Here is a 13,057-nt window from a genome sequence, read left to right as displayed (position 1 = left end):
GACGCTACGAAAATCGTAGCGCTACGATTTTTGTAGCAGCCCGGTCAATGCCGCGCCGGCTCGCACGAATACGAACGCCGTCAGCGTCCGATCTTCAGTTCCCTGCCGAACGCGTTGCGGAACCGCTTGGACACTTCGCTTTCCTTCCACGCCGTCATGCCGGGCTCGCGCAGGATGAATTCGCGGCCGGTCGTGCGTAGCGAGACGCGCGAGCCCGCCGGCGCCAGGCGTCTCTTCTCGATGATGTCCGACAGGCACAGGAGCAGTCCGGCGCGTTCGAGCGCATCGTAGTCGTCCTCGCCGAGGGGCGGCGAGCAGATGTGCGGATCCCAGCCGTCGGGATCGGACGTTTCGATCATCGAGGACACCAGCGTGATGCCGCGGTGGCTGAACCCGGCCAGTCCGCTGGAGCGCACCATCGCAGCGGTGTGCATCTGCATTTTGTAGTAGTCGATGCTGCGCCCGGCATCGAAGAGATTGGCGGCGTGGCCGAGCATCTCCCTCCACGTCGGCTCCGGATACGGCTCGAGCTGGTCGTACAGCGACAGCGTGATCTGCAGGCGCCTTTTCGCACGCAGCGGCTCGCAAGTGGCAAAGCGCGCCGCGAACGCGGCCACCGACGCCGCGCGCACCTTGTCGGGATCCGGAAGCCCGGCGCCGGTGCGGGCCAGCACGGTTCCTTCGCGCATGCCCTGCCCGGAGACGAGAAAATGACTGGCGCCGCAGGCGTCGAGGATCGCCGCGGCGACGATGCTGCCGCCGACGATCGAATCCGCCCTTTGCCGGTTCAGCCCGGGAAGCTCGGCGCGGCCTTTCGAATCGCGCCCGAGGAACACGGCCGTCAGCTCGCGCAGCCGCGCGTACGTGAGGTTGTACCCGTGAAGACGTGTGATCGGGTAGCTCCAGCGCCGCGTGTCCACCTTGGCCAGGTTGCGCACGGTGCCGCCGGTGCCGACGACGCTGTCGTCCTCGTCGATCAGCCCGATTTTCGCGCGACGCAGCAGGCGGCGCACGTGGGCGCGAAGCTTCTTGACCTGCGAAGGAGTCGGCGGATCGGATTTGAGGAATTCGTCGCTGACGCGCAGCGCTCCGAGAGGCAGGCTGCAGGTCTTCGTCAGCTTGCGGTTGCGGAAGTGCATGAGCTGCACGCTGCCGCCGCCGATATCGAACACGAGGCCGCTGTAGACCGGAAGGCCGTAGACGGCGCCGAGGAAGCCGTCGCGCCCCTCTTCGTCGCTGCCGAGCAGGTGGATCTCGACTCCGCTCTCGCGGCGGGTTCTCGCGAAAAGCTCTTCGCGATTGACGGCCTCGCGAAGTGCGGCCGTGCCGAAGGCCCGCACGACGGTGGCACCGGCCGCCAGTGCGACCTGGCGGAAGTCGCGAAGCATCACGACTGCGCGATCCATCGCTTCGTCGCTCAGGCGACCGTCCTTGCCGATTGCGCGGATGAGCTGGAGCGGCGCATGCTCGTCGACGACCACCTCGAGCACGCCGCCGCTGACGACCCGGAAGACGACCATGCGCGCCGAGTTCGACCCGACGTCGATTACTGCAACCGGCTGTCTGGTCACTTCAGTCTTTGCGCCGGCGCGCCGACCGGATCTTTGCGGGCGCTGCCTTCTGCTTGGCTGCCATCTCGAGGAAGATCTCGTGGGAATCGCGGCGGGCCTCTCCGGCGGTAGGGCGGCGCCGCGTGTACGTCCCGTCGGGGTTGCAGTCCCAGCGCGAGTAGTTGTCGGTGTCGAACACGTCGAGGATCGCCGAGAGCTCGCGGCACAGCTTCGGGTCGAGCACCGGCGCAATGCTCTCGACGCGGCGGTCCAGGTTGCGCTTCATCCAGTCGGCCGACCCGATGAAATATTCGGGATGGCCACCGTTGCGGAACTCGTAGAGGCGCGAGTGCTCGAGGAAACGCCCGACGATGCTGAACACCTGGATGTTCTCGGACAGTCCTGCCACGCCGGGACGGATGCAGCAGAGCCCGCGCACGTCGAGCGAGACCGGCACGCCCGCGCGCCCCGCCTCGTAAAGCTCGCGGATCAGCTCCTGGTCCTGGAGCTGATTCATCTTCGCGCGGATTCCCGACGGGCGTCCTTCGCGCGCGTGCTCGGCCTCGCGGCGGATCAGCTCGATGAAACGGGTGCGCATGTGCTGCGGCGCGACGATCAGCTTTCCGTAGGAGCGCGGCTTGAGCGCGCCGGTGAGCTGGTTGAACAGGAGCGCGACGTCGCGGCAGAGCCCCGCATCCGCAGTCAGAAGGCCGAGGTCCTCGTAAATGCGCGCCGTGCCTTCGTGGTAGTTGCCGGTGCCGATGTGCACGTACTGGTGAAGCTTGCCGCCCTCGTCCCTCACGACCAGCGCGAGCTTGACGTGGGTCTTCAGTTTTTCGACGCCGTAGGAAACGTGCACGCCCTCGCGCTCGAGGAACTGGCCCCACGCGATATTCGGAGCTTCGTCGAAGCGCGCGGTGATCTCGACGAGCACGGCGACCTGCTTGCCACGGCGCGCCGCCTCGGCCAGCGCACGGATGATCGGCGAGTCGCGGCTGGTGCGGTAGATCGTGATCTTGAGCGCCAGCACCTGCGGATCTTCGGCTGCTTCCTGCAGGAAGCGCACCACCGAGCTTTCGTAGCTGTGGTACGGGTGGTGCAGCAGGATGTCGCCGCGTGCAATCTCGCGGAACATCGACCCCGGCTCGGCATCGTCGCTGCGCAGGCGCGGATGATCGACCGGCTCGTACGGCGGCAGCAGCAGGGTTTCGGCGTCCGGCACCCTGAGCGACATCAGGTCGCTCAGTCCGAGGAACGTCTCGGTCACGTAGACGTCGTCGATCGAGAGGCCGAGCTGCCGCGCGAGCCAGGTCTGGAGCTCCACGGGCATGTCGCTGCTGACCTTGAGGCCCGAAACGCCGGCAAAACGCCTCGCCTTCAGGTCGCGCGTCACCTGGCGCACGATCGCGCCGGGAAGCAGCGCTTCTGCTTCGTCCTCGTCGTCGATGATCTCGGGATCGGCCTCGACCGCGCGCGTGACGCTGAAAAAATAGTGCCGGAACGTGTCGCTGCCCGAAACGACGAGATCGAGGTTCGCGGCAATCACCTGCTCGAGCGCAACGAAGCCCGCAGGACCCGGCACGGCGACCCAGCGTGAACGGTTGGTCGGGACCTTCAGGCGGAGCACTCGTTCGCGTCCGCCGGCAGTGGGAAACTGGATGGCGAGATTCAGCCCCTGCCCCGAGATGAATGGGAAAGGATGCTCGGCATCGATCGCCAGCGGCGTCAGGATCGGCAGCACCGTGTGCTCGAAGTCCTCGCGCAACGCTGACTGCTGCGCCTCGTCGAGCTCCTCCCAGTCGAGGATCGCAAGCCCGGCCTCGCGAAGTGCAGGACGAATGTCGCGGAGCATCAGCGCGGAGACCACTTCGAGCTGGGAGCGCACTTCGGCGCGGCAGGCTTCCAACTCCTCGTGCGGCGTGCGCCCGTCGGGCGAGCGGCGCGCTCCCGACCTGCGCACCTGCTGCAGCAGGCCACCCACCCTCTTCATGAAGAACTCGTCGTGGAGCATCGCGTGGATGCCGAGGAACTTGACCCGCTCCAGAAGTGGAAGCTCGGGGTCGCCCGCGAGCTCGAGCACGCGCCGCGCGAACGCGAGCCAGCTCAGCTCCCGGTTAAGGAAGGCCTCGGGCGAATCCAGCGGGATCTGCCGCGGCGTGGCGGGCGAGGAGGAAACGTCCAACTTCGGATTCTCTCTGGGCATGGGGCAGCTCAGGCCGCGGTCGGCAGTGCGCGGAAAAAAGGCGACCATCCGTGCGAGGCCGTGTTCCTGCTTTTGCCCAGGAACGGAGAATCTGGGGGGATCATTGTAAGGAAAACGTTAGGACAGGATTGCCGCGGGTGCCAGTGACTGTCCGCGAAGGCGCTTTTGCCGCCGCAGCAGCGGAAATTGTCTTCGCGAATCGCGGAAATTCCTGCGCTGTCATTGATGACCCGCCCGCGCACGCGGCAGAAAACAGCCCGTGTACGCTGTGACCTTTACCGCCGCGCATCAGGGCATCGACAGCTACCTCGTGCAGGTCGAAGCGAGCGTTGCCAACGGGCTTCCTTATTTCGTGATCGTCGGCCTGCCCGACGCGGCCGTGCGCGAGGGCGGCGAGCGCGTGCGCACGGCGGTACGCGACACGCTCGGCGGGTTCCCGTCCAAACGCTGTTCGGTCAACCTTTCTCCCGCGTCCAGACGCAAGGGAGGCTCCGGCTTCGATCTCGCCATCGCCATCGCGATCGCCGCTGCGGACGGAAAGATCCCGGTCGCAGCCATCGCCAACGCCGTCTTCCTGGCCGAGCTCGGGCTGGACGGGACGCTTCGGCCCGTCAGCGGCGCACTCCCGGCAGCGATCGCGGCGGCGCGCGACGGACCGGCGCGCCTCGTGGTCGCCCGTCCGAATGCCGCGGAAGCGGCGCTGGCCGAAGGCGTCAGCGTCTACGGCGTCGCGACGTTTCGTGAAGCGCTCGAGCTGGTTTCGGGCAACTTTTCCTCGTCGCCGGTGCATACCGATGCATCGCGGCTGCTGACCGCCGCGGCCGATGAGCGCGACGAAGTCGATCTCTGCGACATTCGCGGACTCGGTACCGCCAAGCGCGCACTGGAGATCGCGGCGGCCGGCGAACATCCGCTGCTTCTTTCGGGTCCGCCCGGAGCCGGCAAGACGATGCTCGCGCGGCGGCTGGTCACTCTTCTTCCGCCGATGAGCCTGGCCGAAGCCATTGAGACGACGTCCATCCACAGCATCGCGCGAACCAAGGGCGAAGCCGTGCTCGTGACGAGACGACCGTGGCGGGCGCCGCACCATACGACGTCGGGCGCCGGCCTGGTCGGCGGCGGCTCCTGGCCTCAGCCCGGCGAGATCAGCCTCGCGCACAACGGCGTGCTCTTCCTCGACGAGCTTCCCGAGTTCTCGCCGCGGATCCTCAACCAGCTTCGCGAGCCCTTGGAGGACCGCAAGCTCACGATCAGCCGCGCGGGGGCAAAGACGACGTTTCCTGCGAGATTTTTGATGGTTGGGGCGATGAATCCCTGCCCTTGCGGTTACTGGCGCACGAAACTGCGGGAGTGTCGCTGCAGCGATGGAGATGTCGCGCGATATCGCGCGCGCATCAGCGGGCCGTTGCTCGATCGCATCGATCTTTACGTGGACGTGCCGAGCGTGGAGGTGGAGGAGCTGCGCGCGAGTGGAACCGAGGAGACCAGCGCAGCGGCAAGAGCACGTGTCGTCGCCGCGCGTCGGCGCCGACGACTCGCAGCGGCGATGCGGCTTACTGCGGCAGCAGAGTCCGTGCTTGCGCGTGCGGCGCGAACGATGGCGCTTTCGGCGCGAGGGATTTCACGCTGCGTCGGTGTCGCGCGAACGATCGCGTGCCTTGCCGGCAGCGACGAAATCGATCACGCGCATGTCTCCGAGGCATTGCAATACCGGGTGTCGACGGAGCAACCCACGGGGATCGAGCGCCGCGATGCAGCAACCGGACGTGCATGTGTGGCCCGGTGATCGACACGAGGCAGTCTGCCTTGGCGCAGCAGGACTGGTCGAGCCTTCCAGGGATTGCTCCGCCGCATCAATTAGGTCATAAAATTATGACCATGAAAAATTCCCAGCGAATGGCCGCCGGCGAATTCAAGGCCAAGTGCCTGTCCGTGCTCGATCGCGTCGCCGAAACGAAAGCCGGCGTGATCATCACCAAGCACGGCCGTCCAGTCGCTCAACTTGTCCCGATTACTCCGGAAACGAAGCCCGCGAGCCTGCTCGGCAGCGTGAAGTACCATGGAGACATCGTTGCGCCTCTCGACGAGCCCTGGGACGTCGAGTCTTGATCGTCCTCGACACGCACGCATGGATCTGGCTGGCCAGCGACCCGAAGCGGCTGAGCCGGCCAGCCGCGAAGGAGATCCGACGAGCGAAGCGCGTCGGAGTAGCGGCGATCAGTCTTTGGGAAACTGCAATGCTGGTCCGCAAGCGCAGAATCGAGCTCGACCGGAGCCTTCTCGAATGGATTGAACACGCGCTCGAATCCACAAGGGCCGAGATCCTCCCGCTGACACCGGCCGTCGCCGCCGTAGGCTCCAGGCTCGAGATTCATGGCGACCCCGGAGATCGCATCATTGCAGCGACGGCGTTGCTTGCCGCGGCGACGCTGGTGACGAAGGATGAACAACTTCGACGGTACGACGCGCTGAAGACGGTGTGGTGAGCGGCGCCGTACGCGGCAGGAGCGTGGACGTGAGCAAGACAAGCGCGGCCAACCCCGGCAAAATACCCACTACTGATCTTGGTCCTGTCAGCGTGCGCCGATACCGAACCGCCCCTTCACGTTCGCGCGTGAGTTGCGCAGGATCGCCGCCGCCCGCTCGTCGGAGACGGTGCGCGACAGCGCGAGCGCGCCGGCCATCTCGGCGATCGCCGACCAGGCGACCGCCTCCGCATCTTTTACACCGAGTTTCTTCGCGAGCTTCACAAGCGCTGCGGCCCAACGCTCGGTGCCGTCGGTAAAGCGCTCGCGCGCTCGTTCCGACATATTCGGGAGGTCGCCCGAAAGTGTTGCGACTGGGCAGCCGGCCGCGCGATCGAGACGGTGCGACGCCCCGAGATAGAACTCCACGTAATTCGCGATCGCCGCCGCGGGCTCGCGCTCCTCCGTCAGACTCAGGAAGCGGCCGTGCGCGATGCCGAACATGTGCGTGATCGCCTGCGCGACCAGGTCGTCCTTCGATTCGAAGTGGGCGTAGAACCCACCATGCGTGAGCCCCGCGGCGGCCATTACCTCCGCAACGCTGACACGCTCCACGCCCTTCGTCCGGATCGCCGCGGCGGCTTCGCCGAGGACTCGAAGTCGCGTCTTTTCCTTGTGGGCCTCGTCATATCGCACAGGCTAAATGCTAGCAATCATGCTATAGACAGTCAAGTACCCATAGTCTTAGTGTATTTTCCGCTTGCTTTGCTATGATCATCATCATACTACAACGTCCATGGTTCGGTGCTCGATCCTGGCCGAGAGCCCGCCTCGCACACTCGTGGCGGCCCGCTGGCAGACGGGGACGCTCGCCACGAGGCTCCGCATTCTCCATCCCTCCGGTGCCAGGCTCGTAATCCTCTGCGCCATCAGCCTCGCGAGTTGCACCGTCGGTCCCGACTATCACCCCCTGCCCCTGAAGCTCGGCGGCTTTCACAACGCGGCTGCGATCCACGCGAGGAACGCCGCGGCACCCGCGCCCCCGCTCGATCGCTGGTGGACGGGCTTCGGCGATCCGGAACTCACGAGCCTCATCGAGCGTGCGCTGGAACAGAATCTCGACCTCGCGGCCGCCCTGGCACGGGTGGACCAGGCGCGGGCAGCGGCACGAGGAGCCGGCGCAGCGCTTTTCCCGACCGCGGATGCCGCCGCCCAGGTCTCGCCCATTCGTCAATCCCTCGAGAGCCCGATCGGCGCGATCGGCGGGCAATCGCCGGGGTTCGATCGCAACGTCACGCTCTACGACATCGGCGTGGGCGCGAGCTGGGAAGTCGATCTTTTCGGCGGGCTCAGACGTGGCGCGCAGGCCGCAGGAGCGGAAGCGGAAGCCGCGCAAGCGGCCGGCGTCGCTACCCGGATCACCGTCGCGGCAGAAGCAGCGGACGCTTATTTCCTCGTGCGCGGCTTCCAGGCGCGTCTTGCCTTCGCTCGCGAGCAGATTGCGACCGACGAGCGTCTGCTCGGTCTGATCCGCCTTCGGTTCGCACACGGCGATGCCAGCGAACTCGAAGTCGCCCAGGCTGACGCGCTGCTCGCGCACGCCCGCGGCACGGTGCCGCTGCTCGTCTCCGGCCTCGAAGCCCAATGCAATCGCCTGGACGTTCTGATGGCCGAACAACCTGGCACTTTTGCTGGCACTTTTGCGGCAGAGCTCGCGAGCGAGGCTCAGATTCCGGCCATCCCGAACATTCCCAGCGGCGATGAACCCGTCGATGTCCTGCGCCGGCGGCCGGACGTGATCGCCGCCGAGCGCCGTGTCGCGGCATCGAGCGCGCGGATCGGCGCTGCACTTGCAGAGTATTATCCCAAGCTCTCGATCGCCGGCCTGCTCGGGTTCGAGAGTGTCGACGTCGATCATCTCTTCCGATCGGCGACATTCCAGCCGCAAGGCATCGCGGGGCTGCGCTGGCGACTCTTCGACTTCGGCAAGATCCACAGCGAGGTCGCGGAGGCTCGCGGCGCCGAAGCCGAAGCATTGGCTCGTTTTCGAAGCTCGATTCTTCGGGCTGCCGAAGACGTCGAGAACGCATTCATGCTGCTCGCTGAGTCGGAGGCACGCAGCAACGAGCTCGCGAGCGAGGTGGCGGCGCTCCAGAAGTCGCGCGATCTTGCGGAGACTGCGTATCGAGGAGGCGCCATCGGCCTGACGGACGTCCTCGACGCCGACCGCCTACTCCTCGTCGCCGACGACGAGCTGGCAAAGACACGCGCCGACTCCGCGCGCGCCGCGGTCGCATCGTTCCGTGCTCTGGGAGGCGGATGGTCGGGACCGAGCAACGTAGCGACCGGCACTGCCAGGACCGCGCATCCAACTTCCGCTCACGACACATCGCCGCGATCACCAACCGACGGAGACCTCCATGCTTCAGCGCGGTAATCTTTCGCGTTTCGCCTCTTTGGCCCTGTTGCCCTTCGCCTCGGCTGCCTGCACGAACGCGAACTCGTCCGACGACCCGCGCACGCAGAGTGCTCTCGTGCGGGTCGCAACGGTGGAGGCCGCCACTCAGACGGAGCGCTCGTTCACGGGAATCGTCGCGGCGCGTGTGCAAAGCGACCTTGGCTTCCGGGTGCCCGGAAAGATCCTGGAGCGGTTGGTCGACACCGGTCAAACCGTGACGCGCGGCCAACCGCTGATGCGTATCGATGCCGCGGATTTGAAGCTTGCCGCGCGCGCGAGAGAGGAGGCCGTTGCGGCCGCGGCGGCGCGCGCGCGCCAGACCGAGAAGGACGAGATTCGCGATCGCGCTCTCAGCGCTGCGGGCGCGGTCTCCGCCTCGACTTACGAAAAAGCCGAAGCGGCGGCCAAGTCGGCAAAGGCGGAGCTCAACGCGGCCGACGCCTACGCCGATGTCGCTCGCAATGAAACGAGCTATACCGATCTTCTTGCCGATGCCGACGGTGTGGTGGTGGAGACTCTCGCCGAACCGGGACAAGTCGTTGCCGCCGGACAGGTCGTCGTGCGTATCGCGCATGCCGGTCAACGCGAAGCGGTCATCGATCTGCCCGAAACGGTTCGTCCGGCAATCGGATCGATGGGCCGGGCGATGTTGTATGGAAGCGAGCTGACGGGCTCTGCGCAACTTCGCCAGTTGTCGGATGCCGCAAACGCGAAGACTCGGACGTTCGAGGCACGGTATGTACTGGGCGCGAGTCTGGCAGAGGCGCCGCTCGGCTCGACCGTGTCGATCCAGATTCCGTCCATCACGTCCACGCCGACACTACGGGTCCCGACCGGCGCGATTTTCGATGCGGGCAATGGTCCAGGCGTGTGGCGGATCGAAGGCGAAACGCCTCGGGTCACGTGGCGTGCGGTCGAAGTCTCTCAACTCGGCGCGGAAGCGGCCGCGGTTGTCGGCGATCTCGCGCCGGGCGATCGCATCGTCGCGCTCGGCGTACATCTGCTGCACGAAGGCGAGTCGGTGCGACTGGCGGGGAGCGCGACCGCCGAGCCATGAGCAGCTTCAATCTCTCCGCTCTCGCCGTACGAGAGCGCTCGGTCACTCTTTTCCTGCTCGTCGCGATCGCCATCGCCGGCATCATGGCCTTTTTCAGGCTCGGGCGGGCGGAAGATCCCTCTTTTACGATCAAGCAGATGACCGTCGTCACGGCGTGGCCGGGAGCCACGGCAAAGGAGATGGAAGAGCTGGTCGCCGAGAAGCTGGAGAAGCGGATGCAGGAGCTCCGCTGGTACGACCGGACCGAGACATTCTCGCGGCCGGGACTGGCCTTCTCCACGGTGATTCTGCTCGACAGCACCCCACCGGCCGAAGTTGCGGAAGAATTCTATCAGGCACGCAAGAAGCTCGGAGACGAAGCCCACAACCTGCCGCGGGGCGTGATCGGTCCGATCGTGAACGACGAATATTCGGACGTGAACTTCGCGCTCTATGCGCTGAAGGCGCGCGGAGAGCCTCATCGATTCCTCGTTCGCGATGCCGAAGTCTTACGCCAACGGCTTCTTCACGTACCGGGTGTCAAGAAGGTCAACATCATCGGCGAGCAGGCGGAAAAGATCTTCGTCGAATTCTCCCATGATCGCCTCGCCACCCTCGGCGTGTCACCTCGGGACATCTTTGCCGCACTCAGCGGCCGCAACGAGATCACGCCGGCGGGCTCGTTCGAAGCCAACGGTCCGCAGGTCTTCATCCGACTCGACGGAGCAATCGCCGACCTCGATGCGATCCGGAGTACGCCCGTCGCCGCGCAGGGCCGTACGCTCAAGCTCTCCGACGTCGCCACGGTGACACGAGGCTACGAGGATCCGGCGACTCTCCTGATCCGCAACAACGGCGAACCGACCTTGCTGCTCGGCGTGATCATGCGCGAAGGCTGGAACGGCCTCGACCTCGGCAAAGCGCTCGAGACCGAAGCGGCGGCGATCAATGCGGAGATGCCGCTCGGCATGGGGCTGTCGAAGGTCACCGACCAGTCCGTGAACATCCGCTCGGCCGTCGACGAGTTCATGATCAAGTTCTTCGTTGCCCTCGCCGTGGTGATTCTGGTGGGCTTTCTCAGCATGGGATGGCGCGCCGGAATGGTCGTCGCGGCGGCCGTACCTCTGACGCTTGCCGCGGTGTTCATCGTGATGGCGGCGACCGGCAAGGACTTCGATCGCATCACGCTCGGGTCGCTCATCCTGGCGCTCGGGCTGCTGGTCGACGATGCGATCATCGCGATCGAGATGATGGTCGTGAAGATGAAGGAAGGCCACGAGCGCACGCACGCGGCAGCGTATGCCTGGAGCCATACCGCCGCGCCCATGCTCGCCGGGACCCTGGTGACCGCGATCGGCTTCATGCCGAACGGCTTCTCCAAATCGAGCGCCGGCGAATACACCAGCAACATGTTTTGGATCGTAGGAATCGCGCTGATCGCATCCTGGATCGTTGCGGTCGTGTTCACGCCTTATCTCGGAGTGAAGCTGCTTCCGGACGTCGCGAAGCCAAAGGGCGGGCACGGCGCGATCTACGCCACGCCTCTGTACAACCGTTTTCGCCGGGTGCTTGGTCTCGTCGTTCGCCGCAAATGGCTCGTCGCCGGGAGCGTGGTCGGCGTATTCGCCGTCGCGCTCCTCGGCATGGGAGTCGTCAAGCAGCAGTTCTTTCCGAATTCCGATCGGCCGGAGGTGCTCATCGAAGTGCAGATGCCGTATGGCACGTCGATCGAGCAGACCAGTGCCGCCAGCGCCAAGGTCGAGTCGTGGCTGGCCGAGCAGCCGGAAGCGGCGATCGTGACCGCCTACGTCGGACAGGGTGCGCCGCGCTTCTACATCCCCATGTCTCCCGAGCTGCCCGATCCCTCGTTCGCGAAGATCGTCGTCCTGACACAGAGCGAAGAATCGCGTGACGCGCTCAAGCTGAAGTTTCGACAGGCGGTGGCGGCCGGCCTGGCGCCGGAAGCCCGCCTGCGCGCTACCCAGCTCGTGTTCGGTCCGCCCTCGCCCTTCCCCGTCGCCTTTCGCGTCATGGGACCTGAGCCCGAGAAGCTCCGCGAAATTGCGGCGCAGGTCCGTGCCACGATGCAGGCCGAGCCGGAGATGAGAACCGTCAATACCGATTGGGGCGATCGCGTGCCCACGCTTCATTTCTCGCTCGAGCAGGACAGGCTGCAAACGATCGGCTTGACGACGGGCGACGTTGCGCAGCAACTTCAGTTCCTGCTGAGCGGAATCCCGATCACCGAGGTCCGCGAAGACATCCGCTCGGTGCAGGTCATTGCCCGCTCTGCGGGCGACGCGCGGCTCGATCCGAGCCGCATCACCGATTTCACGTTGGTGGGAAGTGCAGGCCAGCGGATTCCACTGTCGCAAATCGGTAAGGTGGAGATCCGCATGGAAGATCCCGTCCTGCGTCGGCGCGATCGCACACCGACGGTGACGGTGCGTGGAGACATTGCCGACGGCTTGCAACCGCCGGACGTGTCTGCGGCCATCCGGAAAGCGCTCCAGCCCGTCGTCGCGAATCTGCCGGCGGGCTACCGAATCGAGGAGGGCGGCGCCACCGAGGAGTCCGGCAAGGCCAATCGTGCGATCGCTCCGCTGTTCCCCATCATGATCGCTCTCACGCTCATCACGATCATCTTCCAGGTCCGGTCGATCTCCGCGATGGCGATGGTGTTCGCGAGCGCACCGCTCGGCCTGGTCGGGGTCGTCCCGACCTTGCTGCTGTTCCATCAACCGTTCGGGTTCAACGCGTTGATCGGTCTGATTGCGCTTGCGGGAATCCTGATGCGCAACACGCTGATCCTGATCGGCCAGATCCGCACCAACGAGGAAGACCAGCTGGCGCCCTTCGATGCCGTCGTCGAAGCCACTATCCAGCGCGCGCGACCGGTCATCCTGACGGCGCTCGCCGCCATGCTGGCGTTTATTCCGCTGACGCACTCGGTCTTCTGGGGAACGCTCGCGTATACGCTGATCGGTGGAACATTCGCCGGGACGGTTCTCACGCTGGTTTTCCTGCCGGCGCTGTACGCGATCTGGTTCAGGATCGACCCGACGATCACGGAGACGAGCCCACTCGTTCCGTTCGAACGGGGCCTATCCAATGGTGCAGAGCGTACCTCGTGGCAGGCTATGCTTCCGCAGTGAGAGTGCGAGGACGACGCCGCCCTGGCCTGCCTCGGTGGCGTGGCTGCGTGTCGGTGCGCGAAATCGAGCGACTCGAGGCGAGAGCGCCGCGCCGGACAGCTGTTGTCGTCGCCAATCGCGGTTGCGTGCGAGCCATGCCGGCTTGGCAGTAACGAATCAAAGGATAGCTTGGTGAATCAGAACGAGGAAA

The 13,057-nt window shown here is 65.7% G+C and carries 9 protein-coding genes; 6 read left to right on the top strand and 3 right to left on the bottom strand.

Annotated elements, in window-relative coordinates:
- Window positions 1-80: 80 nt before the first annotated feature.
- Window positions 81-1,571 carry a Ppx/GppA phosphatase family protein gene (locus tag VGK20_08205; protein ID HEY2774022.1) on the bottom strand — a complete coding sequence of 497 codons (1,491 nt, stop codon included), beginning with the start codon at window positions 1,569-1,571 and terminating at the stop codon, window positions 81-83.
- 1 nt (window position 1,572) lies between these two features.
- Window positions 1,573-3,732, bottom strand: a complete 2,160-nt coding sequence (gene ppk1 / locus VGK20_08200; protein ID HEY2774021.1) for a polyphosphate kinase 1 — start codon at window positions 3,730-3,732, stop codon at window positions 1,573-1,575.
- Between the two features lie 280 nt (window positions 3,733-4,012).
- On the opposite strand from ppk1, the gene VGK20_08195 reads away from it, so the two are divergent.
- The 3 genes from VGK20_08195 to VGK20_08185 are packed head-to-tail and all read left to right on the top strand — an operon-like array spanning window position 4,013 to window position 6,239.
- Window positions 4,013-5,539: a YifB family Mg chelatase-like AAA ATPase gene (locus tag VGK20_08195; GenBank protein ID HEY2774020.1), complete on the top strand. Its 1,527-nt coding sequence runs from the start codon at window positions 4,013-4,015 to the stop codon at window positions 5,537-5,539.
- Window positions 5,536-5,862, top strand: a complete 327-nt coding sequence (locus VGK20_08190; GenBank protein HEY2774019.1) for a type II toxin-antitoxin system prevent-host-death family antitoxin — start codon at window positions 5,536-5,538, stop codon at window positions 5,860-5,862. The genes VGK20_08195 and VGK20_08190 overlap by 4 nt, the downstream gene beginning before the upstream one ends.
- Window positions 5,859-6,239: a type II toxin-antitoxin system VapC family toxin gene (locus tag VGK20_08185; GenBank protein HEY2774018.1), complete on the top strand. Its 381-nt coding sequence runs from the start codon at window positions 5,859-5,861 to the stop codon at window positions 6,237-6,239. Before VGK20_08190 ends, VGK20_08185 begins: the two co-directional genes overlap by 4 nt.
- A gap of 87 nt (window positions 6,240-6,326) precedes the next feature.
- On the opposite strand, the gene VGK20_08180 is transcribed toward VGK20_08185, so the two are convergent.
- A complete protein-coding gene (locus tag VGK20_08180; GenBank protein HEY2774017.1) occupies window positions 6,327-6,914 on the bottom strand; it encodes a TetR/AcrR family transcriptional regulator in 588 nt (195 codons plus the stop codon).
- 100 nt (window positions 6,915-7,014) lie between these two features.
- Here VGK20_08180 and VGK20_08175 point away from each other — a divergent pair, with 100 nt between their 5' ends.
- The 3 genes from VGK20_08175 to VGK20_08165 are packed head-to-tail and all read left to right on the top strand — an operon-like array spanning window position 7,015 to window position 12,867.
- Complete coding sequence (locus tag VGK20_08175) at window positions 7,015-8,655, top strand: TolC family protein (protein HEY2774016.1); 1,641 nt, start codon at window positions 7,015-7,017, stop codon at window positions 8,653-8,655.
- Window positions 8,639-9,733, top strand: coding sequence for an efflux RND transporter periplasmic adaptor subunit (locus VGK20_08170; GenBank protein ID HEY2774015.1), 1,095 nt, complete (start codon window positions 8,639-8,641; stop codon window positions 9,731-9,733). The genes VGK20_08175 and VGK20_08170 overlap by 17 nt, the downstream gene beginning before the upstream one ends.
- Complete coding sequence (locus VGK20_08165) at window positions 9,730-12,867, top strand: efflux RND transporter permease subunit (protein ID HEY2774014.1); 3,138 nt, start codon at window positions 9,730-9,732, stop codon at window positions 12,865-12,867. The genes VGK20_08170 and VGK20_08165 overlap by 4 nt, the downstream gene beginning before the upstream one ends.
- The last annotated feature ends 190 nt before the right edge of the window (window positions 12,868-13,057 follow it).

The sequence above is a fragment of the Candidatus Binatia bacterium genome, assembly GCA_036493895.1.
GTDB lineage: Bacteria > Desulfobacterota > Binatia > UBA1149 > CAITLU01 > DATNBU01.
Note: the sequence above shows the minus strand (reverse complement) of the source record. Positions and strands in the feature narration are given on the sequence as shown.